This is a genomic window from Rhodoplanes azumiensis, from assembly GCF_042682915.1.
Lineage (GTDB): Bacteria > Pseudomonadota > Alphaproteobacteria > Rhizobiales > Xanthobacteraceae > Rhodoplanes > Rhodoplanes azumiensis.
Window position 1 is genome coordinate 138,275 of record NZ_JBHUIW010000010.1, and the last position, 23,311, is coordinate 161,585.

Below are 23,311 nucleotides of genomic sequence, written 5' to 3' on the forward strand. Positions count from 1 at the left end.
ATACATCCTCCACGCCGGCCGGCGGAACAAAACTGGTCAACCGGAATAGCGCCCGTATGGTTAACGGCCGGTTCACGGGCGTTTCCGCCCCGCGTCGGCGACGGTTGCGCGCCGGCCAAAAACGAGTAGAGACGGCGCATGTCAGACGTCATCCTGCCGCCGACCGACGACCCGCCGCGCGATCTCGCGCCGTCCGGTCTCCCGCCCGCCGGGGTCGCTTCGACCGATCTCGCGTCCGGCGCCGACCGCGATCTCGTCGAGACCGGCCTGCGCACCCTGGAGGCGGAGGCCGAGGGCATCGCGGCGCTCGCCGCCGCCATGCGGGACGGCCTGCGGGCGCCCTTCACGGCCGCCTGCACGGCGATCCGGGCGGCGCGCGGCCGCGTCGTCGTCAGCGGGATGGGAAAGTCCGGGCACGTCGGCAAGAAGATCGCGGCGACGCTCGCCTCCACCGGCACGCCGGCGCTGTTCGTGCATCCGGCCGAGGCCGGGCACGGCGACCTCGGCATGATCACGCCGGACGACGTGGTGATCGCGCTGTCGTGGTCGGGCGAGACCGTCGAGCTGCGCGCCCTGATCGACTATTCGCGGCGCTTCTCGATTCCGCTCGTCGCCGTCACGTCGGAGGCGGCGAGCACGCTCGGCAAGGCGGCCGACATCGTGCTGGCGCTGCCGCAGGCGCGCGAGGCGTGCCCGCACAACCTTGCGCCGACCACCTCGTCGCTGATGCAGCTCGCCCTCGGCGACGCGCTGGCGATCGCGCTCTTGGAGAGCCGCGGCTTCACGCCGCTCGATTTCCGCGCCTTGCATCCGGGCGGCAAGCTCGGCGCCGCGCTGAAGTTCGCGCGCGACCTGATGCACACCGGCGAGGCGATGCCGCTGTGCCGGCTCGGCGCCCGCATGGGCGCGGCCGTGCTGGAGATGTCGACCAAGGGGTTCGGCTGCGTCGGCATCGTCGACGCCGAAGGACGACTCGTCGGCATCGTCACCGACGGCGACCTGCGCCGTCACATGCGGCCGGACCTCATGGAGATCCCGGTCGATGCGGTGATGACGCGACGGCCGATCTGCGCCAGGCCGGACCAGCTCGCCAGCGAGGCCCTGCAGGTGCTCAACCGGGCCAAGATCACGGCCGTGTTCGTGCTCGACGGCCCGACGCCGGTCGGCATCGTGCATCTGCACGATCTGTTGCGGATCGGGGTGGCGTGATCGGAGACGGGGGACGGTGCATGCGCGCCGGGCGCGGTCGGGTGCACAGGCGCGGCCGCCGGCGACCCGGAGCCTCGCGGCTCCGGGCCACGGACGGGGCTCAGGGGAGCCGCCGCATCGCCTCTTGCGGGCGCGTCAGGGTCCAGTGGATCGCCTGGGCGCGATTGGGGACGCCGAGCCGCGCCAGAATCCCGGAGACGTGGATCTTCACGGTGTTCGGCGAGATCGCCAGCATGCGGCCGATCTCGATGTTGCTCAGCCCCTTGGCCATCAGCTCGAGCACCTGACGCTGGCGCCGGCTGAGGGCGACCGACGGACCGGACACCTTGGGGTCGAGGAGGCCGTGCGGGTCGGCCGGCTCGATCGTGTCGGCCGCCGGGGCCACCGAGCGCATCGAGCGCTCGATCGTCTCCATCATCCGCTCGAGCCGCGCGTTGAACGGCTCGACCCCGAAATCGTCCTTGAGGACGACCGGCTTCGGCCGGTCCGCCGAGGCGGCCGGCATCAGCCGCGAGATGTCGAGATGCAGGAGGATCGCCCGCGCGTCGTCCTTCGCATAGGGAAACCCGAGCATCAGGAACCAGCTCTGGGTGGTCGGGGTGTGGCACGGATAGATGAACGACAGGCAATCGACCCGGCCGTTCAACAGCTGGGTCACGCCGTCGATGATCCGGCCCGATTGCTCGTCCGCGAACGCGCAATACTGAAGGTAGTTTTGGCCGATGCCGCTGTTCGGCAAGTTCAGGCCCGCGCTCTGGGCGAACTCTTTCCAGCCGGCATTCGCGGCCAGGATCGTTCCCGAGCGGGCGAGAATGACGATACGAACGGATTGTCCAGAGAACAGCGTTTCGCTGGCTGCAAAAGCGCGTTCGAGCTCCGGATGTGTGCTGCACGTCGCGAGGTTATCTATCATCAGCTTTGCTTCGTATCCTACGATGAGCCGCATAGTCCGAGTCGCCGTTTAAATCTATTCTAAGTAGATCGGGCGGGACAAGCAGCGCTTCGGCTCGGATCAACTGAGGCCAACTTCGATTCATGAATGACGACCGTCATTGTCTAGACTTTATGGGCTAGTATTCCAGCCGAAAGGGATGATGTTCTCTATACGTTCCCGGCTTCCGGCGCGCGATGCAATTTCAGGTAGTGGCCATGCGTCGGGAATTCATTTCAAAAATGAAGCGATCGGCCTGCTCGGTCCTGTGGTTAGGCGCCGGCTCGGCGAAACGAACATCCCCGATTTGTTTCGGTGTGCATCACAAAGTGCGGGGCGCGACTCGCGACCGCGCAGAGATTCTGGTTGTATAACCGAAAGATGACACCTATCGCCGGGTTTCGGAGGTGTCGAACGCCTCGAACCTCGCCCGAATGCGCGTTCGTCACGGGTTTCCAGAGGTCAAGGGCGCTGCGCGCGATCATGTCGGAGTCGCGCCAGCGGGCCGACGACGTCCGGCGTTGGCTTGCCCGGGTCGAGGGTCGCGACCGGCCCCCCCCCCCCCCCCCCCCCCCCCCCCCCTGCTCTCCGCCGCATGCAGAGCCGGCCGCTCCAGAGAGGGGGCCGGTGCAGCCGGGCCACACTGGACCGGCTTCGTGCGCCCTGACGCCCGGCGGCGCTTGACCCCCGCGAGCCGGCGCGCCACGGTCGGCGCGGGGGAAGGTGGGGGACTGGCCATGAGCGCCACTCGGAAATCCGTCCGGTTGCTGGCGACGGCTGCGGCCGCGGCGCTCGCTGTGAGCGTCGCGGCCGAATCGCGGGCCGCCAACTTGTTCGAGCTGAACTTCTGGCTCTCCGGCCCGCGCTACGACGCGGTGGTGCCGTTGTGCGAGGAGTCCTGGCCGCTCCTGCAGATCCAGGAGGCCTTCGCCGAGAAGGAGCGCCGCTTCTGGAACTCCGACCTCAAGATCGTCGGGTTCGAGCGGGTCCACGAGGTCAAGTTCATGCCGTGGGCCTCGGGCACCATTCCGCGCCGCTTCTGCTCCGGGCGGGTGCTGACCTCGGACGGGCATGCCCGGACCATCCACTACTCGGTCGCCGAGAGCACCGGCTTCGCCGGTGCGAGCTCCGGCGTGGAATGGTGCGTGGTCGGGCTCGACCGCAACTGGGCTTACAATCCGGCCTGCAAGATGGCCCGGCCGTAGGCCGTAACGACCGGCGCGCCGCGGCCGCCGCGCCGACGATCCTCCTGCCCGAACGCCGCCGACCCCGCTGCGCGGGCGCCGTCACGCGCCGCCGCGCCCCCTCGCGGCGGCCTCGGCGAGGGCCGCCTTCACGGCGAGAAAGTCGCGCCAGGCGAGTCGCTTCGCCAGCGGCTGGCGGAGCAGATAGGCCGGGTGGAAGGTGGCGATGGCGCGGATCTCGCGCCGCCCCGTGTGATACGTGAACCACCGCCCGCGGGTCTTCATGATCCCCTCCTTGGTGCCGATCAGGGCCTGGGCGGCGGGCGCCCCCAGGCACACCAGCACGGCCGGATCGGCGAGCTCGATCTGGCGTCGGATGAACGGCAGGCAGGTCTGCGTCTCGATCGGCGTCGGGGTGCGGTTGCCGGGCGGCCGCCACGGCACCGTGTTGGCGATATAGGCGGCCGTCTCCACCGGACCGTGCCGGTCGATGCCGATCGCCGCCAGCATGCGGTCGAGGAGCTTTCCGGAGCGGCCGACGAAGGGCAGGCCTTCGAGATCCTCGTCGCGGCCCGGCGCCTCGCCGACCAGCATCAGAGGCGCGCCCGGCTTGCCGTCGGCGAAGCACAGCTTGTTGGCCGTCGCCTTCAGGGCGCAGCCTTCGAAGCCGGCCAGGATGGCGGCGAGGTCGTCGAGGGTCGCCGCCGTGCGGGCCGCCTCGCGGGCCGCCATCACGGCCTCGTCGGGCGCCGCCGGCGCCGCCGGCGCGGGGCTCGCGGGCCGCGCACTCGCCGGGCGCTCGGCCGCCATGCCGACGCCCGGTCGGCGCGGCGCGGCGGGCGGCGATGTCCAGGCCGTCGCCGCGGCCGCGGCCGCGGCCGCGCCATCCGCCGGCTCGGCCGCCTCCTCGGGGCGCAGGCGATCGCGCGGCGCCTCGGCGAGGAGCGCGTCGACGCCCGCCTCCAGATAGAAGGCGAGCAGGTCGCGGACGGCGGCGGTGTGGTCGGGGCTCATGCCGGCCCTTCATACAACAAGACGCGGCGCGGTGCGCCGGCCGCTCGTGGGTCGCCGGACGTGGCCGTTCGCCTCGCGACACGTCGTCTTGCGGCAGATCAAGGAGTCGCCCTGCCGCTTGCGTGGTGATACCGATGCGGGGCGGGTGATGCGGCCCGGCGGACGGGCGAGGTTCCGCCGCCGCGAGACCGTCCCGCGCCGCGGTTTCCACTTTGTCGCAGGGTGCGCCACGGGCACGGCCTGCATGTCGGCGCGACGCCACGACGCGGCGCCGGCCGATCGAATCGGGGTGATGTGATGTCCGACGAACTGCCCGCCCGCGAGGCGATGGAATTCGACGTGGTGATCGTCGGCGGTGGCCCCTCGGGCCTCGCCGCGGCGATCCGGCTGAAGCAGATCAGCCCGGACGCGTCGGTGGTGATCGTCGAGAAGGGCGCCGAGGTCGGCGCCCACATCCTGTCGGGCGCCTGCGTCGATCCCATCGCTTTCGATCGCCTGCTGCCCGGCTGGCGCGACGAGGCCGACGCGCCGCTCAAGACGAAGGTGAAGGACGACCGCTTCTACATGCTGTTCGGCCAGCGCGCGCTGCGCCTGCCCAACGCGCTGATGCCGCCGCTCCTGAACAACCACGGCGCCTTCATCGTGTCGCTCGGCGACGTGTGCAAATGGCTCGCCGCCAAGGCCGAGGCGCTCGGCGTCGAGATCTATCCGGGCTTCGCCGCGAGCGAGGTGCTGTTCGGCGACGACGGCGAGGTGGTCGGGGTCGCCACCGGCGACATGGGCGTCGGCCGCGACGGCGCGCCCAAGGACACGTTCACGCGCGGCATGGAGCTCAGGGCGAAGTACACGCTGTTCGCCGAAGGGGCCCGCGGCCATCTCGGCAAGCGCCTGCTCGCCCGTTACGACCTGTGCAAGGGCCGCGAGCCGCAGAAGTTCGGCATCGGCATCAAGGAGCTCTGGCAGGTCACGCCGGACCGCCATCATCCCGGGCTCGTCCAGCACACCTTCGGCTGGCCGCTCGACAACAAGACCGGCGGCGGCTCGTTCCTGTATCACTACGGCGAGAATCTCGTCGCCGTCGGCTTCGTGCTGCACCTCAACTACGAGAATCCGTATCTGTCGCCGTTCGAGGAGTTCCAGCGCTTCAAGACGCATCCGCTGGTCCGCCGCACCTTCACGGACGGCAAGCGCATCGGCTACGGGGCGCGCGCCATCGCCGAAGGCGGCTGGCAGTCGGTGCCCAAGGTGGCGTTCCCGGGCGGCGTGCTGATCGGCGACGACGCCGGCTTCCTCAACGTGCCGCGCATCAAGGGCACCCACAACGCGATGCTGTCCGGCATGCTGGCGGCCGAGCACGTGGCGGCCGCGCTCGCGGCCGGCCGCGCCGGTGACGAGCTGACCGACTACGAGACGGGCTGGCGCTCCTCCGACGTCGGGCGGGATCTCTGGAAGGTGCGCAACGCCAAGCCGCTGTGGTCGCGCTTCGGCACCGCCGTCGGCATCGGCCTCGGCGGGCTCGACATGTGGACCAACACGCTCGGCTTCTCGTTCTTCGGGACGAGGCCGCACGGAAAACCCGATTCGGCCTGCCTGAAGCCGGCGGCGAGCTGCCGACCGATCGCCTATCCGAAGCCCGACGGGGTTCTCACCTTCGACCGGCTGTCCTCGGTGTATCTCTCCAACACCAATCACGAGGAAGACCAGCCCGTGCATCTGCAGCTCGCCGATCCGGGCCTGCAGAAGGCGTCCGAATACGACGTCTTCGCCGGGCCGTCGGCGCGCTACTGCCCGGCCGGCGTCTACGAATGGGTGCGCGAGGACGACGGACCGCAGGCCCGCATGCGCTTCGTGATCAACGCGCAGAATTGCGTGCACTGCAAGACCTGCGACATCAAGGATCCCAACGGCAACATCACCTGGGTGGCTCCGGAAGGCGGCGGCGGCCCGGTCTATCCGAGCATGTGAGCGCGGCCGAGCGGGACGGCCGGCGGCCCGTCCGCGGCGGTTCTCCGTCACGATGCCACCAAACGGCCGTGTTCCCGCGGTCTCTGCTCGGTCGAGCAGCGTGCGGCCGCGGCTCCCTTGCGGGGGCCCATCAAACCGGTCATTGTCGATCGCCGTGCCCGCCTCGCGTCGTCATGGCGGGGGCGGTCCACCGGTCGGCGAATCGGCACGCGAAACGTGCGGGGGTACGACCGCCGGATGCAGGCACCGCGACGGCGGTGCGCGCGGCGGAGACCACCGCGACGGATGTCGTCTATCCGGGCGATACCGCTCTTCGTCCAGCGGGACGAGACGGTCGTCGCCCACGAGGTGTCGCCCACCGGGTGTGTCGCCTGCCAGGTGTCGCCCACAAGGAGAAGATCCAGCCGTGAGACGAGCGTCGCCCATCCGAGCCGCGGCTCTCGCCGCCACGGCCGTTCTCCTCGCCGGCCTCCCCGGCACCGTCGCGGCGCAGACGTCGTCGACCACGGCCGCCATGGCGCGTCGCGAACCGGTCCGCGAGACGGCGCGCACCAGCCTGGCGGGCGATTATCTGGCGGCGCGCCACGCCAGTGTGGGGCGCGACGCCGCCTCGGCGGCGGCCTATTACCGCGCCGCCCTCAAGGCCGACCCGAAGAATCCCGATCTGCTCGAGTTCGCCTTCTACGCCGTGCTGGCGGACGGCGACATCGACGAGGCGGCCAAGCTCGGCGAGCGGCTGCTGCAGGCCGACCGCACCGCCCGCAATCCGAACGCGCGGCTGGTGCTCGGCATCCGCTCGCTCAAGCAGAAGCAGTACGGTCCCGCCCGCACCCAGCTCGGCCAGGCGGCGCGTGGTCCGGTGACGGATCTGATCGCCACGCTCGTGAGCGCCTGGGCCCAGCAGGGCGCCGGCGACACCAAGGGCGCGATCGACACCATCGACCGCCTGTCGGGCCCCGACTGGTACGGCATCTTCAAGGATCTGCATGCCGGCCTCGCCTACGACCTCGCCGGCAACAAGAAGGAGGCGGGCAAGCGCTTCGAGCGGGCCTACAAGCTCGACTCCTCGGCGCTGCGCGTCGTGCAGGCCTGGGGCGGCTGGCTGTCGCGCAACGGCCGCCGCGACGAGGCCCTCAAGGTCTACCAGACCTTCGACGCTTCGCTGCCGCGCCATCCGCTGATCCGCAGCGCGATCGCGGCGATCGAGAAGGGCGAGCAGGTTCCGCGCCTGGTCGAGAGCCCGGGCGCCGGCGCCGCCGAGGCGCTGTACGGCCTCGGCGCCGCCCTGGCGCGGCGCGAGGAGGAGCTGAGCCTCGCCAATCGCGGCCTCGCCTATCTCCAGCTCGCCCTCTACCTCGAGCCGACCCACGCGCTGGCGCTCCTGTCGCTCGCCGATCTCTACGAGGCGATGAAGAAGCCGGAGCTCGCCATCGCGGTCTACAAGCGGGTGCCCGAAGACTCGCCGCTGCGCCGCAACGCCGACATCCAGATGTCGATGAATCTCGACTCGCTGGAGCGCACCGACGAGGCGCGCGAGCAGCTCGGCAAGCTGATCGCCGCTCACGGCGACGACGTCGACGCCATCATGGCGCTCGGCAACATCCTGCGCGACCGCAAGAAGTACGCGGAGTGCGCCGACGTCTACACGAAGGCGCTCGATCTCGTGAAGACGCCGACCCGGCCGAACTGGACGACCTTCTACTTCCGCGGCATCTGCTACGAGCGCTCCAAGCAGTGGCCGAAGGCCGAGGCCGACCTGAAGAAGGCGCTGGAGCTCTATCCCGATCAGCCGCACGTCCTGAACTATCTCGGCTATTCGTGGATCGACCAGCACGTCAACCTGGACGAGGGCATGCGGCTGATCCGCAAGGCCGTCGACCAGCGCCCGGACGACGGCTACATCGTCGATTCGCTCGGCTGGGCCCATTACCGCATCGGCGAGTACGACGAGGCGATCAAGCATCTCGAGCGCGCCGTCGAGCTCAAGCCGATGGACCCGACCATCAACGACCATCTGGGCGACGCCTATTGGAAGGTCGGGCGCCAGCTGGAAGCCAAGTTCCAGTGGACGCATGCGCGCGACCTCAAGCCCGAGCCCGAGGATCTCGCCAAGATCGAGAAGAAGCTGAAGGTCGGGCTCGACGACGCGCCGTCCGCCGCGGCCGAGGCCGACAAGCCGAAGCCGGCCGAGCCCGGCAACAACGGCGGCTGATCACGATCCTGTCGCGGCGCCGCTCCGGCGGCGACCGGCGCCGATGTCCGGCGCGATCGTCCGGCATCCGTGACGTGGTGGCGCTCGGGGCTTGACCCGGGCCGCCTTCCTCCCGAGAAGAACGTCCGGCGATACCGCGCGACCCCTGTCGTGCGACGCTCGCCTCTCGGGATCTCGCATGACCACCACGGTACTGACCGGCCTCCTCGAAGAGACCGCGCCTGCAAAAGTCAACCTGACGCTGCGCGTGCTGGGCAAGCGCGACGACGGCTATCACACGCTCGAAAGCCTGGTCAGCTTCACGACGATCGGCGACCGGCTGACGCTGAAGTCCGGCGTCGATCTCGGCCTCTCGGTGTCGGGTCCGACCGCCGCGCAGTCCGGGCCGGTCGAGGACAATCTGGTGCTCAAGGCGGCGAAGCTGCTGGCCGAGCGTGTGCCGGACCTGGCGCTCGGCGCCTTCGATCTCCTCAAGCGCCTGCCGGCCGGCGGCGGGCTCGGCGGCGGCTCGTCGGATGCGGCGGCGGCGCTGCGGCTGCTCGCCCGTCTCAACCAGCTCGCGCCGGACGACGCCCGCATCGCCGAGGCCGCCCTGAAGGCCGGTGCCGACGTGCCGGTCTGCCTCGACGGCAAGCCGCGGGTGATGCGCGGCGTCGGCGAGGTGCTGTCGCCACCCGTGGCGCTGCCGCCGCTGTTCGCCGTGCTGGTCGGCCCGGGCTTCCCGCTCGCCACCAAGGACGTGTTCGCGGCGCTCGGTCTCGCGCCCGGCGAGACCCGCGGCGAGCCGACGCCGGACGGCGCCGTCCCGAAGGATCGCGAGGGCCTCTACGCCTATCTGGCCGAGAACGGCAACGACCTCGAGGCGGCGGCGATCGGACTGGCGCCGGCGATCGGCGACCTCCTGGAGCGGCTGCGCACGCTGCCGGGCTGCCGGCTCGCGCGCATGTCGGGCTCGGGCTCGACCTGCTTCGCCTTGTTCGACGACGCCCGCTCGTCGGCCGACGCCGCCATGAAGCTCGGCCCGGCCAACACCGGCTGGTGGGTGCGCGCGACGATGCTGGCGCGGTGAGGCGGGGCGCGCTCGGCGCGCCGCCGGTCATGCGCCGGCAGTTCCGTGTCCCGGGCGCGGCGCACCGCGCCGCGAACCGGGTCCAGGGCGATAGAATAACGCCGTGCCGACCCGCCCTTGGGCCCCGGCTCTGCGGCAGGTCAGGCCTGCGGCCCGACCTGTCTTGTCCGGGGCACGAGTCCGCGACTCCAGGACCGGTCAATGCGTGCGCGACACCGCGAACTCGACCGCCTCCTCCAGCGCCTGCTTGATCTCGCAGTCGGGGAAGAGGGCGAGGGCGTCGCGGGCGATGGCGCCGTAGTGGCGCGCCCGCGTGATGGTGTCGTCGAGCGCCCGGTGCTTGGCCATCAGGGCGATGGCCTGCTCGAGGTCGTTGTCGCCGATCTCGCCGGTCTCCAGCGTGCGGCGCCAGAACTCGCGCTCGGAGTCGGAGCCGCGGCGGAACGCCAGCACCACGGGCAGCGTGATCTTGCCCTCGCGGAAGTCGTCGCCGACGTTCTTGCCGAGCTTGGCGGCCTTGCCGCCGTAGTCGAGCGCGTCGTCGACGAGCTGGAACGCGATGCCGAGATTCATGCCGAAGGAGCGGCAGGCGGCCTGCTCGGCCTTGGGCAGGTCGGCGACCACCGGGCCGACCTCGCAGGCGGCGGCGAACAGCTCGGCCGTCTTGGCCCGCACCACGGCGAGATACTCGTCCTCGGTGGTGGCCGTGTTCTTGGCGGCGGCGAGCTGGCGCACCTCGCCCTCGGCGATCACGGCGGCGGCGTTGGAGAGGATCTCCAGCGAGCGCAGCGAGCCGACCTCGACCATCAGCTTGAAGGCCTGGCCGAGCAGGAAGTCGCCGACCAGCACGCTCGCCTCGTTGCCCCACAGCATGCGGGCGGCGAGCTTGCCGCGCCGCATGTCGCTCTCGTCGACGACGTCGTCGTGGAGCAGCGTCGCGGTGTGCATGAACTCGACCGAGGCGGCGAGCTTGACATGCCCCTCGCCCTCGTAGCCCGACAATTGGGCCATCGCGAGGGTCAACATCGGCCGCAGCCGCTTGCCCCCCGACGTGATGAGATGATTGGCGACCTCCGGGATCATCGTGACCTCGGACCCGGTGCACGACAGGATCGCCGCATTGACGCGGGTCATGTCGCGGGACACATGGGACACCAGACGGTCGACCGAAGCGCCGGCAGGAGACTCGAAAGGAATTACGACGGCCAAAGCCGATTCTCCGAAATCAAGGACCAGCGACGATAGAAATGCTACCGTTCACCGGCAAGTACGGTGTTTTCCCCTGGCGGAACGGCCGAGACGCCCCGGAACAGGATGGTCGTGACACGTCTGTTCGATCGGATGGACCTGCGGGTCGCGACGCCCGAACATGGCCGGCGGATCGCGGTCCTGGTGCCGTGTTACAATGAACGAGCGTCGATCGCAAAGGTGGTCGCCGATTTCCGCGCGGCGCTGCCCGACGCCGCCATTCATGTCTACGACAACAACTCGACGGACGGGACCGCCGAGGCCGCGCGCGAGGCCGGGGCGATCGTGCGCAGGGCGACGCCGCAGGGCAAGGGCCACGTCGTCCGGCGCATGTTCAGCGACGTCGATGCCGATGTCTACGTCCTCGTCGACGGGGATTCTACCTATGATGCCCCGAGCGCCCGCGACATGATCGCGCGGTTGTTGGAGGAGCGCCTCGACATGGTCGTGGCGGTGCGCCGTCCCGCGGGCGCCGCCGCCTATCGGCGCGGCCACCGGGCCGGCAACCGCCTGCTCACCGGGGTGGTGCGGCAGATGTTCGGCACGCCGTTCTCCGACATGCTGTCGGGCTATCGGGTGTTCTCGCGCCGTTTCGTGAAGTCGTTCCCGGTGCTGTCCGGCGGCTTCGAGATCGAGACCGAGCTGACCGTCCACGCGCTCGAGCTCGACATGCCGGTCGCCGAGGTTCCGACCCCCTATTATGCCCGGCCGGAGGGCTCGGAATCGAAGCTCGCCACCTGGCGCGACGGCTTCCGCATCCTGTGGACCATCGCCAAGCTCTACCGGGTCGAGCGGCCGCTGCCGTTCTTCGCCGGTGCCGGGTTGTTGCTCGCCGTCCTGTCGGTCGGCCTCGCCGTGCCCGTGATCGTCACGTTCCTGGAGCAGGGCGTGGTGCCGCGGCTGCCCACCGCGGTGCTGTCGACCGGGCTGATGATTCTCGCCTTCCTGTCGTTCGCCTGCGGCCTCGTGCTCGACACGGTCACGCGCGGGCGGCGGGAGATCAAGCTGCTCGCCTATCTGGCCCAGCCGGCGCCGGGCGAGCCGGCGCGCCGCGCCGGGACTTCGGGGATCGAGTCATGAAGGAGCTCGTGCGCACCAACGACCCGGTGCTGGTGTCGGCCGTGGTGGCCCTGCTCGACGCCGCCGGCATCGAGCATCTGGTGCTCGACCAGAACATGAGCGTGCTGGAAGGCTCGATCGGCATCCTGCCGCGCCGGATTCTCGTCGCGGAGCCGCGGGCAAAGGAGGCGCGGCGGCTGCTCGGCGACGCCGGGCTCGGCCAGGAGCTGCGGCCCGATGGCGCCTGAGGCCGGCGCCGGGGGCGCCACCGCAGACCCGGCCGCGCTCGCCCGGTCGCAGCACTTCCCGGAAGCCGCGTGGAGCGACGACGGCATCCTGGGCGGCCGGCTGCGGCTCCTGCAGCCGCGGCGCGGTCACCGTTTCGGGCATGACGCGATCCTGCTGGCCGCGGCCACCCCGGCGCTGGCCGGGGAGCGGGCCGTCGAGCTCGGCTCGGGGGTGGGCGCGGCCGGTCTGGCGCTCGCCTGGCGGGTGCCGGGGTTACGCCTGACGCTCGTCGAGATCGACCCGGCGCTCGTCCGTGCGGGCGCCGAGAACGCCGCCCGCAACGGGCTCGGCGACCGGGTCGTGGCGGTGCGGCTCGACGTCGCGGCGCCGGCCGCGGCCTGGGCCGAGGCCGGGCTTTCGCCCGGTGTGGCGGACCGGGTGTTGATGAATCCGCCGTTCAACGATCCCGAAACGCTGTCCGCCTCGCCGGATCCGGCGCGCCGGCGCGCCCATGTGGCCGTCTCACAAGGGGAAATTCCGCTGCTCGACGTCTGGGTCGGCGCCGCCGCGCGCCTGCTGCGGCCGGGCGGCACCCTGTCGCTGATCTGGCCGGCCGCGGGGCTCGGCCCGGTGCTGGCGCGGTTGTCGGCGGGATTCGGCAGGATCGCGATCGCGCCCGTGCACGGCAAGGACGGCCAGCCGGCGATTCGGATTCTCGTGCGGGCGACACAGGGCGGCCGGGCGCCGCTCGCCCTGCTGCCGGGGCTGGTGCTCGCCGACGCGGCCGGACGGCCGACCGCAGCGGCCGAGGCGGTTCTGCGCGATGGCGCGGCGCTGCCGCTCGCCGCGCCGTGACCGCGATGGTCGACGAGCCTCGGCGGCTCAGGCCTCCTCGGCCCGCAGGCGCTCGCCGGACCGGGCCAGGCGGCGGTCGGCGACGTGGTAGAGCGTCGCGATCACGCCGAACAGCGACGCGATGATCATGACCTTGATGTCCATGACTGCGCTCCCAAGGGCGGACCCGACCGCACGCCTGCAACGCGCGACCGCGACCGGGGTTCGATTCAGTGTGCGCTGGTGTCGATTCCGTGATCGGCGGTCACCGCCGGTTCACCATGTCGGGACGTCCATACGACACGGGTCAGGTAAACGATCCGTAACTCGCGGCCGCGACGTCGCGTCCCTATGATCCTGGTCGGTGCGGTGCGAAACCCGGCGGCGCGGCGCGGGATCGTCGGCGCGGGCCCGAGCCCGTGGCGGATCGGCGGGCCGGCGACCAGGCCGCGGAGGCTCAGGGGATCATGACGTTCGGGAGCAGGACCGAGCCGGGGCGCGGCGACACGACCGGGGGCGGGTTGCACGACTTCGTCACCGGGGTGCGCCGCTTGGTGACGCCGGCGCTGCCGAAGCGGTGGCGGCCCGACACCGCGGTGGTCCCGGTGGTGCGCATCAACGGCGTGATCGGCGTCGCCTCGCCGCTGCGGCCGGGCGTCACGCTCGCCGGGCTCGCCCGCGCGCTCGACCGCGCCTTCGCGATGCGCGGCGCCAAGGCGGTGGCGCTCGCGATCAACTCGCCGGGCGGAGCGGCGGCGCAGTCGCACCTGATCTTCCGGCGCATCCGCCAGCTCGCCGAGGAGAAGAACCTGCCCGTGATCGCCGCCGTCGAGGACGTCGGCGCCTCGGGCGGCTACATGATCGCCTGCGCGGCCGACGAGATCGTCGCCGATCCGGCCTCGATCGTCGGCTCGATCGGGGTGATCGGGGCGACCTTCGGGCTCGACAAGGCGATCGAGAAGCTCGGCATCGAGCGGCGCGTCTACACGGCCGGCGAGAACAAGTCGTCGCTCGACCCGTTCCTGCCGGAGAAGCCCGAGGACGTCGCCCGCATCAAGGCGATCCAGACCGAGATCCACACGCTGTTCATCGCGCTGGTGAAGGCGCGTCGTGGCGACCGCTTGGCCGGCCCGGAAAAAACCCTGTTCTCGGGCGAGTACTGGACGGCGTCGACGGCGCTCGGTCACGGGATCGTCGACCGGCTCGGCGACCTTCGCTCGTACTTGCGCGAGCGCTTCGGCAAGGACGTGCTGACGCCCGTGGTGTCGCCGGAGCGCGGCTTCCTGGCCCGCCGCCTGATGGGGACGAGCCAGGGTGGCTTGGCCGGTGCCACCGGCTTCGGCGGCGCCCACAGCCTCGCCGAGGACGCGATCGCGGCGCTCGAAGCGCGTGCCGTCTGGGCGCGCTACGGGCTCTAGACCCTGGACGTTCGACCCTGGACCCTGGACCCTGGATCTTGGATCTTGGACGTTGCGGCCTGCCCGCGCCGCATTCACCCCCGCGGGTCGTGCAGAGGAGACGGTCGCATGCCGTTCGTGATCCCGCCCGTGATCGCCCTCACCGCCGCCGCCCTCGGGGTCGCGGCCCTCGGCCGTGCGCTCGCCCGGGAGTGGCGGCGCATCAACGAGGAGCTGGAGCAGATGCAGCCCGCCGAGGCGATCGACCCGAGCCGCCTGCCGAAGCTGCGCCGCGATCCGCGGACCGGCGTCTATCGGCCGGAATAGGACTTTTCCGATCAGCCGAATTTCACCTCTCCCTGCGCGGCGGGGAGAGGGAGGGCCGCTGCGAGGCGTCCTCGCCTTGACCCTGAAAATCCCTGCCTCTACGGTCCGCGCGCCCTCGGCCGCGGACCGGGCGCGCTCGCGACGGGCGCCGCCGGCGCGGCCGCTCGTCCGTCGCTGCGAGCCGCCATGACACCGTCCGCCGCCCCATTGTCCGACCTACAGCCCGGCCTGCCGCCGCACATGCGGCCCGAGCGCTCGTTCCAGGGCCTCATCCTCGCCCTGCAACGCTACTGGGCCGACAAGGGCTGCGTGATCCTTCAGCCCTACGACATGGAGGTCGGCGCCGGCACGTTCCACCCGGCGACCACGCTGCGCGCGCTCGGGCCGAAGCCGTGGAACGCGGCCTATGTCCAGCCCTCGCGCCGGCCCAAGGACGGCCGCTACGGCGAAAATCCCAACCGGCTGCAGCACTACTACCAGTTCCAGGTGATCCTGAAGCCGTCGCCCGAGAACCTGCAGGAACTCTATCTCGACAGTCTCGGCGCCATCGGCATCGACACGGCCGTGCACGACGTGCGCTTCGTCGAGGACGACTGGGAGAGCCCGACGCTGGGCGCCTGGGGGCTCGGCTGGGAGTGCTGGTGCGACGGCATGGAGGTGAGCCAGTTCACCTACTTCCAGCAGGTCGCCGGCTTCGAATGCGCGCCCGTCGCGGGCGAGCTGACCTACGGGCTCGAGCGGCTGGCCATGTACGTGCAGGGCGTCGAGAACGTCTACGACCTCAACTTCAACGGTCGCGAGGGGCCGGAGCGGGTCTCCTACGGCGACGTCTTCCTGCAAGCCGAGCAGGAGTATTCGCGGCACAATTTCGAGCATGCCGACACGACCATGCTGTTCGAGCAGTTCCGCATGGCCGAGGGCGCCTGCAAGTCGTATCTCGACGCCGGCTGGCGGCGCGACGCGAAAGACGCCACGGCGTCGCGCCACCTGATGGCGTTGCCGGCCTACGACCAGTGCATCAAGGCGAGCCACGTCTTCAACCTGCTCGACGCCCGCGGCGTGATCTCGGTGACCGAGCGGCAGAGCTACATCCTGCGGGTGCGCGAATTGGCGAAAGCCTGCGGCGAAGCCTGGCTCGCCACCGCCGGCGGCGGGGCGGGGTAGGGCGCGCCCGCCGGCCCGTCACCCGTCCGACATCGCGACACCCGAGCTTTTCGAATCATGCCCGACCTTCTCTTCGAACTCTTCTCCGAGGAAATCCCGGCCCGCATGCAGGGGCGGGCGGCCGAGGACTTGAAGAAGCTCGTCACCGACAAGCTCGTCGACGCCGGTCTCGTCTACGACGGCGCGACGGCGTTCGCGACGCCGCGGCGCCTCGCGCTCGCCGTGCAGGGCATCCCGGCCCGCCAGCCCGATCTGCGCGAGGAGAAGAAGGGCCCGCGCGTCGGCGCGCCCGACAAGGCGATCGAGGGCTTTCTCAAGTCCGCCGGCCTCGCCTCCATCGATCAGGCGACCGTGCAGAAGGATCCCAAGAAGGGCGACTTCTACGTCGCTCTCGTCGAGAAGCCCGGCCGGCCGGCGATCGAGGTGCTGGCCGAGATCCTGCCGCTCGTGGTGCGCACCTTCCCGTGGCCGAAGTCGATGCGCTGGGGCTCCGGGCGGCTCACCTGGGTGCGGCCGCTGCACTCGATCGTCGCGACCTTCGGGCCGGAGACCGAGGATCCCGACATCGTGCCGTTCACGGTCGACCACATCACGGCGGGCGACACGACCCGCGGGCATCGGTTCCTCTCGCCCGGGTCGTTCCGGGTGAAGCATCACGACGACTACGTGGAAAAACTCCTCCAAGCCAAGGTGGTGCTCGATCCGGCGCGCCGCCGCGACATCATCCTGCACGAGGCCAAGCAGCTCGCCTTCGCGCAAGGGCTCGAGCTCGTCGAGGACCAGGGGCTCCTGGAGGAGGTTGCCGGGCTGGTCGAATGGCCGGTCGTGCTGATGGGGTCGTTCGACCCGGCGTTCCTGAAAATCCCGGACGAGGTGATCCGCTCGACCATCCGGGCGAACCAGAAGTGCTTCGTGGTGAGGCGCTCGTCTTCACCTCTTCCCGGTGCCTCCTTTTCACCTCTCCCCGGCGGGGAGAGGTCGATGGCGCGCGGCAGCGCGACGGCGGGTGAGGGGGGCCCCCCCTCGACGTCGGCACCCCCTCACCCGGCGCTGCGCGCCGACCTCTCCGGCGCGGCTTCGCCGCGCGACCAGGGGAGAGGTGAAGGAAGCCTCGCTCCTCATTTCATTCTCGTGTCGAACACGGAAGCGACCGACGGCGGCAAGGCGATCGTCGCCGGCAACGAGCGGGTGATCCGGGCTCGGCTGTCGGACGCCAAGTTCTTCTACGAGACGGATCTTTCGACGAAGCTTGAGGACCGGCTGAAGAAGTTCGACCAGATCGTCTTCCACGAGAAGCTCGGCACGCAGGCCGAGCGCATTGCCCGCATCGAGCGGCTCGCCGTGGAGCTCGCGCCCCTGGTCGGCGCCGACGTGGAGAAGGTGCGGCGCGCCGCCAAACTGTGCAAGGCGGACCTGCTGACCGAGGTGGTCGGAGAGTTCCCCGAGCTGCAGGGCCTGATGGGCAAGTACTACGCCCTCGCGCAAGGGGAAGACGCGAGCGTCGCCGCGGCCTGCGAGGAGCACTACAAGCCGCAGGGGCCGGCCGACCGGGTGCCGACCGACCCGGTCTCGATCGCGGTCGCGCTCGCCGACAAGCTCGACACGCTGGTGGGTTTCTGGGCGATCGACGAGAAGCCGACCGGCTCGAAGGATCCGTATGCGCTTCGCCGGGCGGCGCTGGGGGTGATTCGGATCGTGCTGGAGAACGGGCTGCGGCTCGGCTTGGTCTCGATCTCCGACGTGCATCTCGGCGTCATGGCCGGGCTCGTCCCGGCCATCCACGCCTCCTCGGCGACGCGGGCCGGAAAGAGCGTGGATGCGCGGGACAAGCCCGCGCATGACGGCCTCACCAAGGATCTCCTCGCCTTCTTCGCCGATCGCCTGAAGGTGCAACTCCGCGAGCAGGGCGCCCGGCACGATCTCGTCGACGCCGTGTTCGCGCTCGAAGGCCAGGACGATCTCGTCAAGATCGTCCGCCGCGTCGAGGCGTTGGCCAAATTCCTCGACACCGAGGACGGCAAGAATCTTCTGGCCGGCGTGAAGCGGGCGACCAACATCCTGCGCATCGAGGAGAAGCGCGACGGCATCCGCTACGCCGGGGCCGTGGATGCGGCGCTGTTGCGCGAGGACGCCGAGCGGGCGCTGGCGCGCGCCGTCGACACGGCGCGGACCGAGGCCGAGGCGGCGGTGGTGCGCGAGGATTTTTCGGCCGCCATGGCCGCGGTGGCGACCCTGCGTCCCGTGGTCGATGCCTTCTTCGACGCGGTCACGGTGAACGCCGACGACGCGGCCGTGCGGGCGAATCGTCTGCGCCTGCTCGACGGGATTCGCGCGGCGACTTTGGCGGTCGCGGATTTTTCCCGCATCGAGGGCTAGAAAAATCGGCGCGTCCGGTGGACACTGCGGTCCAGCAAACCGGACGATTTGAGGTTCGGACGACAAGGTCCGTCGAGGACCGGAGGGACCGACCCCCGGACGTGGCGTGCAGATTGCGCCCGCCGCCCGCGGAGTCTTTTGCGTCAAGCGCACGAAGCGCCCATCGAAGCGCACACCGGAGCAGTCCATGGCCAAGACGAGCAAAGCATCGCGCCGTCCCGTAGCGACCGCCAAGGGAGGGCGAGCCGCTGCCGGACCCGCAAAGGCGACCGCCGCGAAGCCGCGCGCCGCCAAGCCGGTCGGCACCAAGCCGGCGAAAGCCGTCGCGGCGGCGAAACCGGCCGCCAAGGTCGCGGCGGCGCGTCGCGCCGTCCCGGCCGCCAAGTCGTCGAAGCCCGCCGTCAAGGCCACCAAGACCTTCAAGCCCGCCGCCAAGACGGCGACCAAGCCGGCCGCCACCAAGCCAGCGACGAAGCCGATCAAGTCGCCCGCGAAGCCCGCCGCCCGCGCCGTCAAGCCGGTCGCCAAGTCCGCCACGAAGCCGGCCGCGCGCGTCGCCAAGGCCGGCGCCGTGAAGCCGCCCGTGAAGGCGCCGACGCCGGTCGCCGTGAAGGGCAAGTGGGTCTACACGTTCGGCAACGGCACGGCGGAAGGCGCCGCCGGCATGAAGAACCTGCTCGGCGGCAAGGGCGCCAACCTCGCCGAGATGGCCGGCCTCGGTCTGCCGGTGCCGCCCGGCTTCACCATCTCGACCGAGGTCTGCACCTACTACTATCAGAACAACCGCACCTATCCGAAGTCGCTCAAGCCGCAGGTCGAGGCGGCGCTCGAGCACGTCGCTCGAATCGTCGGCAAGCAATTCGGCGACAAGACCGACCCGCTGCTCGTCTCGGTGCGCTCCGGCGCGCGGGCCTCGATGCCCGGCATGATGGACACGGTGCTCAATCTCGGCCTCAACGACGAGACGGTCGAGGCGCTGGCCAAGCAGTCCGGCGACCGCCGCTTCGCGTTCGACTCCTATCGCCGCTTCATCACCATGTACTCGAACGTGGTGCTCGACGTCGGCTATCACAATTTCGAGGAGCTGCTCGACGAGCACAAGGACGAGCACGGCTACAAGCTCGACACCGACCTGACGGCGGACGACTGGGAGAAGCTGATCGTCCGCTACAAGGAGCGGGTGATCCGCGAGACCGGCAAGCCGTTCCCGCAGGATCCGCACGAGCAGCTGTGGGGCGCCATCGGGGCCGTGTTCGGCTCGTGGATGAACCAGCGCGCCATCACGTATCGCCGGCTCAACGGCGTGCCGGAGAGCTGGGGCACCGCCGTCAACGTCCAGGCCATGGTGTTCGGCAATCTCGGCGAGACCTCGGCGACCGGCGTCGCCTTCTCGCGCAACCCGTCGACCGGCGAGCGCAAGCTCTACGGCGAGTTCCTGATCAACGCGCAGGGCGAGGACGTCGTCGCCGGCATCCGCACCCCGCAGGAGATCACGGAAGAAGCCCGCATCGCCTCGGGCTCCGACAAGCCGTCGCTCGAGAAGGCGATGCCGGAGCCGTTCAAGGAGCTGGTGAAATACTACACCAAGCTCGAGAAGCACTACCGCGACATGCAGGACATGGAGTTCACGGTCGAGCGCGGCCGGCTGTGGATGCTGCAGACCCGCAACGGCAAGCGCACCGCCAAGGCGGCGCTCAAGATCGCCGTCGACCTCGCCAACGAGGGCGTGATCAGCCGCAACGAGGCGGTGCTGCGCATCGAGCCCGCCTCGCTCGACCAGCTCCTGCACCCGACCATCGACCCCAAGGCCGAGCGCAAGCTGATCGCCACCGGCCTGCCGGCCTCGCCGGGTGCGGCGGCGGGCGAGATCGTCTTCAACTCGGACGAGGCGGAGCTGCTGAAGTCGCAGAACCGCAAGGTCATCCTGGTGCGGGTCGAGACCAGCCCGGAGGACATCCACGGCATGCACGCCGCCGAGGGCATTCTCACGACGCGCGGCGGCATGACCTCGCACGCCGCCGTCGTCGCCCGCGGCATGGGCAAGCCCTGCGTCGCCGGCGCCGGCTCGATCCGGGTCGACTACGCGGCCGGCACCATGACGGCGAGCGGCCAGGTGTTCAAGAAGGGCGACGTGATCACGATCGACGGCGGCACCGGCCACGTGCTGGCCGGCCGCGTGCCGATGCAGGAGCCGGCCCTGTCGGACGACTTCGCCACCCTGATGACGTGGGCCGACAAGGTCCGCAAGCTGAAGGTGCGCACCAACGCCGACACGCCGAACGACGCCAAGGTGGCGGTGAAGTTCGGCGCCGAGGGCATCGGGCTGTGCCGCACCGAGCACATGTTCTTCGAGGGCGACCGCATCCGCGCCGTGCGCGAGATGATCCTCGCCGACGACGAGCAGAGCCGGCGCAACGCACTCGCCAAGCTGCTGCCGATGCAGCGCGGCGACTTCGCCCAGATCTTCGAGGTGATGAAGGGCAAGCCGGTGACCATCCGGCTGCTCGACCCGCCGCTGCACGAGTTCCTGCCGCACACCGAGCAGGAGATCGCCGAGGTGGCGCAGGCGATGGGGGCCGACGCGCGCAAGCTCGCCGACCGCGCCAAGGAGCTCGCCGAGTTCAACCCGATGCTCGGCTTCCGCGGCTGCCGGCTGGCCGTCGTCTATCCCGAGATCGCCGAGATGCAGGCCCGCGCGATCTTCGAGGCGGCCGTCGACGCCGCCAAGAAGACCGGCGAGCCGGTGGTGCCCGAGGTGATGGTGCCGCTGATCGCCACCAAGGCCGAGCTCGACCTCGTCAAGGCGCGCATCGACGCCATGGCGCAGGCCGTGATGAAGGAGACCGGAACCAAGTTCAAGTATCAGGTCGGCACCATGATCGAGCTGCCGCGGGCGGCCCTGCGGGCCGGCGAGATCGCCGAGTCGGCCGAGTTCTTCTCGTTCGGCACCAACGACCTCACCCAGACGACCTTCGGCATCAGCCGCGACGACGCCGCGAGCTTCCTCGGCACCTACACGGCCAAGAACATCGTCCCCGTCGATCCGTTCGTGTCGATAGACACCGAGGGCGTCGGCGAGCTGATGAAGATCGCCACCGAGCGCGGCCGCGCGGTGCGCGAGAAGCTCAAGGCCGGCATCTGCGGCGAGCACGGCGGCGATCCGGCCTCGGTGATGTTCTGCGCCAAGCTCGGGCTCGACTATGTGTCGTGCTCGCCGTTCCGGGTGCCGATCGCCCGCCTCGCCGCCGCCCAGGCGGCGCTCGGCGGCGGCTCGTCCGGCACGGTGTGAGCGGGGCTTGACGATCGAGGCTCCGGCCGTATGGCCGGAGCTGTACCGGGAGCACTCCCTTTACCTGTCCCCTGCGGACGGCTTTGCAGGATTGCTCGGTCGTCCCGGGGCGGCGCGTCAGCGCCGAGCCCGGGATCCATACGCCCTGTCTTTCGTGAGCCGCCTGCACCGGGGCTATGGATCCCGGGCTCGCGGACTTGCGGTCCGCGCCCCGGGGTGACGACGGATGCAAAGCCCTCGCCTGCGTGGACAACGAGCGCCGACAGGCCGAGGCGGATTTTCGCGCCCCTGGATCCCGGCTCGCGCTGCATCGCTGCGCGCTGCAACGCGTCCGGGACACGGGAGGTCCGGTCCGCGGGATTGCCTGTCCCCTCCCGCTTGACCCGGTGCGCCGGCCCACCTAATCGACCCTGCGACGACTTTCGTGGCGCGGGGCAGGCTCGCGCCCGTCGACCAGGGGGCAAGGCCGATGGCCGCCGTCTCACCGCTCGCGCCCGAGCGCTTTCCCGAAATGCCGGCGATCGACGGCGTCGCGGTCGCGACCGCGGCGGCCGGCATCCGCTATGCGGGCCGCACCGACGTCCTGCTCGCGCTGCTCGATCCGGGCACCGCGGTCGCCGGCGTGTTCACCAGGTCGAAGTGCCCGTCGGCGCCGGTCGACTGGTGCCGCGGCAAGCTGAAGGGCGGCAAGGCGCGCGCCCTCGTCGTCAACTCCGGCAACGCCAACGCCTTCACGGGCAAGACCGGGGTCGCCGCCGTCAAGCTGACGGCCGACATCGCGTCGAAATCCGCCGGCTGCAAGCCGGCCGAGGTCTTCCTCGCCTCGACGGGCGTGATCGGCGAGCCGCTGCCGGCCGAGAAGTTCGCCGGCGTGATGGACGATCTCGTCGCGGCCGTGCAGCCCGGCCGCTGGGAGGAGGCGGCGCGCGCCATCATGACCACCGACACGTTCCCGAAGGGGGCGGCCGCGGTGGTGCGCATCGACGGCAAGCCGGTGACGATCTGCGGCATCGCCAAGGGCGCCGGCATGATCGCGCCCGACATGGCGACCATGCTCTCCTTCGTGTTCACCGACGCGCCGCTGGCGCCCGCCGTGCTGCAGAGCCTGCTCACCAAGGGCGTCGCGGACACGTTCAACGCGGTGACGATCGACGGCGACACCTCGACGTCCGACACGCTTCTGGCGTTCGCGACCGGCGCGGCGGCGAAACGCGGCGTGGCGAGAATATCGCGCGCCAGCGATCCGCGGCTCGAGCCGTTCCGCAAAGGCTTCGACCGCGTGCTCGCCGATCTGGCCGAGCAGGTGGCGCGCGACGGCGAGGGCGCGCGAAAGCTGGTCGAGGTGATCGTCCAGGGCGCGGCGACCAAGAAGGCGGCGCGGAAGATCGCCATGTCGATCGCCAACTCGCCGCTGGTGAAGACGGCGATCGCCGGCGAGGACGCCAACTGGGGCCGCGTCGTCATGGCGGTCGGCAAGGCCGGCGAGAAGGCCGATCGCGACAAGCTGTCGATCTGGTTCGGCGGCGTGCGGGTCGCCCACAGGGGCGCGCGCGATCCCGCCTATGACGAGGCGAAGGTCTCGGCCCTGATGAAGAAGCCGGAGATCGAGCTGAAGGTCGATCTCGGGATCGGCAAGGGCCGCGACCGCGTGCTCACCTGCGATCTCACGAAGGAATACGTCGCCATCAACGGCGACTATCGGTCGTGAGTGTTCGACCGTCGCCGCGTTCGACGTAGACGTAGCAACCATTAGATTTTGAGTGGTTTAGGAGCTGGGGATTTGTGGACAGGCGAGATCGCCTGCC

General features: G+C 70.5%; 17 protein-coding genes. 14 read left to right on the top strand and 3 right to left on the bottom strand.

The window, feature by feature from the left end:
* Window positions 1-138 precede the first annotated feature (138 nt).
* Window positions 139-1,209 (top strand): KpsF/GutQ family sugar-phosphate isomerase, encoded by a 1,071-nt coding sequence (locus tag ACFSOX_RS10925; RefSeq protein ID WP_378477840.1) that lies wholly within the window; start codon window positions 139-141, stop codon window positions 1,207-1,209.
* Window positions 1,210-1,309: 100 nt separating this feature from the next.
* On the opposite strand, the gene ACFSOX_RS10930 is transcribed toward ACFSOX_RS10925, so the two are convergent.
* On the bottom strand, window positions 1,310-1,867 hold the full coding sequence (locus ACFSOX_RS10930; protein WP_378477841.1) for a helix-turn-helix transcriptional regulator: 558 nt from the start codon (window positions 1,865-1,867) through the stop codon (window positions 1,310-1,312).
* Window positions 1,868-2,877: 1,010 nt separating this feature from the next.
* Between ACFSOX_RS10930 and ACFSOX_RS10935 the strand changes: the two genes are divergently transcribed.
* Entirely contained in the window at window positions 2,878-3,345 is a 468-nt protein-coding gene (locus ACFSOX_RS10935; protein ID WP_378477842.1) for a hypothetical protein, read from the top strand.
* Between the two features lie 81 nt (window positions 3,346-3,426).
* On the opposite strand, the gene ACFSOX_RS10940 is transcribed toward ACFSOX_RS10935, so the two are convergent.
* Window positions 3,427-4,338, bottom strand: coding sequence for a uracil-DNA glycosylase (locus ACFSOX_RS10940; RefSeq protein ID WP_378477843.1), 912 nt, complete (start codon window positions 4,336-4,338; stop codon window positions 3,427-3,429).
* Between the two features lie 297 nt (window positions 4,339-4,635).
* On the opposite strand from ACFSOX_RS10940, the gene ACFSOX_RS10945 reads away from it, so the two are divergent.
* The 3 genes from ACFSOX_RS10945 to ACFSOX_RS10955 all read left to right on the top strand — a co-directional run bounded on the left by ACFSOX_RS10945 (window position 4,636) and on the right by ACFSOX_RS10955 (window position 9,584).
* The gene (locus ACFSOX_RS10945) at window positions 4,636-6,303 is read left to right on the top strand and encodes an electron transfer flavoprotein-ubiquinone oxidoreductase (RefSeq protein ID WP_378477844.1); all 1,668 of its coding nucleotides are present in this window, start codon (window positions 4,636-4,638) and stop codon (window positions 6,301-6,303) included.
* A 406-nt stretch (window positions 6,304-6,709) separates the two neighbouring features.
* The gene (locus ACFSOX_RS10950) at window positions 6,710-8,515 is read left to right on the top strand and encodes a tetratricopeptide repeat protein (RefSeq protein WP_378477845.1); all 1,806 of its coding nucleotides are present in this window, start codon (window positions 6,710-6,712) and stop codon (window positions 8,513-8,515) included.
* A 178-nt stretch (window positions 8,516-8,693) separates the two neighbouring features.
* On the top strand, window positions 8,694-9,584 hold the full coding sequence (locus ACFSOX_RS10955) for a 4-(cytidine 5'-diphospho)-2-C-methyl-D-erythritol kinase (RefSeq protein WP_378477846.1): 891 nt from the start codon (window positions 8,694-8,696) through the stop codon (window positions 9,582-9,584).
* A gap of 198 nt (window positions 9,585-9,782) precedes the next feature.
* Here ACFSOX_RS10955 and ACFSOX_RS10960 read toward each other — a convergent pair whose 3' ends face one another.
* Window positions 9,783-10,793 carry a polyprenyl synthetase family protein gene (locus ACFSOX_RS10960; RefSeq protein WP_378477847.1) on the bottom strand — a complete coding sequence of 337 codons (1,011 nt, stop codon included), beginning with the start codon at window positions 10,791-10,793 and terminating at the stop codon, window positions 9,783-9,785.
* A 132-nt stretch (window positions 10,794-10,925) separates the two neighbouring features.
* On the opposite strand from ACFSOX_RS10960, the gene ACFSOX_RS10965 reads away from it, so the two are divergent.
* The 9 genes from ACFSOX_RS10965 to argJ all read left to right on the top strand — a co-directional run bounded on the left by ACFSOX_RS10965 (window position 10,926) and on the right by argJ (window position 23,214).
* A complete protein-coding gene (locus ACFSOX_RS10965; protein ID WP_378477860.1) occupies window positions 10,926-11,912 on the top strand; it encodes a glycosyltransferase family 2 protein in 987 nt (328 codons plus the stop codon).
* Window positions 11,909-12,139, top strand: coding sequence for a putative signal transducing protein (locus tag ACFSOX_RS10970; RefSeq protein ID WP_378477848.1), 231 nt, complete (start codon window positions 11,909-11,911; stop codon window positions 12,137-12,139). The genes ACFSOX_RS10965 and ACFSOX_RS10970 overlap by 4 nt, the downstream gene beginning before the upstream one ends.
* The gene (locus ACFSOX_RS10975; protein ID WP_378477849.1) at window positions 12,129-12,974 is read left to right on the top strand and encodes a tRNA1(Val) (adenine(37)-N6)-methyltransferase; all 846 of its coding nucleotides are present in this window, start codon (window positions 12,129-12,131) and stop codon (window positions 12,972-12,974) included. The genes ACFSOX_RS10970 and ACFSOX_RS10975 overlap by 11 nt, the downstream gene beginning before the upstream one ends.
* Window positions 12,975-13,420: 446 nt before the next feature.
* The gene (locus tag ACFSOX_RS10980) at window positions 13,421-14,371 is read left to right on the top strand and encodes a S49 family peptidase (RefSeq protein WP_378477850.1); all 951 of its coding nucleotides are present in this window, start codon (window positions 13,421-13,423) and stop codon (window positions 14,369-14,371) included.
* A 108-nt stretch (window positions 14,372-14,479) separates the two neighbouring features.
* On the top strand, window positions 14,480-14,677 hold the full coding sequence (locus tag ACFSOX_RS10985; RefSeq protein WP_378477851.1) for a hypothetical protein: 198 nt from the start codon (window positions 14,480-14,482) through the stop codon (window positions 14,675-14,677).
* Window positions 14,678-14,863: 186 nt separating this feature from the next.
* Window positions 14,864-15,841, top strand: coding sequence for a glycine--tRNA ligase subunit alpha (locus tag ACFSOX_RS10990; protein ID WP_378477852.1), 978 nt, complete (start codon window positions 14,864-14,866; stop codon window positions 15,839-15,841).
* Between the two features lie 57 nt (window positions 15,842-15,898).
* The gene (gene glyS / locus ACFSOX_RS10995) at window positions 15,899-18,217 is read left to right on the top strand and encodes a glycine--tRNA ligase subunit beta (protein ID WP_378477853.1); all 2,319 of its coding nucleotides are present in this window, start codon (window positions 15,899-15,901) and stop codon (window positions 18,215-18,217) included.
* Window positions 18,218-18,404: 187 nt separating this feature from the next.
* Entirely contained in the window at window positions 18,405-21,506 is a 3,102-nt protein-coding gene (gene ppdK / locus ACFSOX_RS11000) for a pyruvate, phosphate dikinase (RefSeq protein ID WP_378477854.1), read from the top strand.
* Window positions 21,507-21,975: 469 nt separating this feature from the next.
* Window positions 21,976-23,214 (top strand): bifunctional glutamate N-acetyltransferase/amino-acid acetyltransferase ArgJ, encoded by a 1,239-nt coding sequence (gene argJ / locus ACFSOX_RS11005; protein WP_378477855.1) that lies wholly within the window; start codon window positions 21,976-21,978, stop codon window positions 23,212-23,214.
* Window positions 23,215-23,311 lie beyond the last annotated feature (97 nt).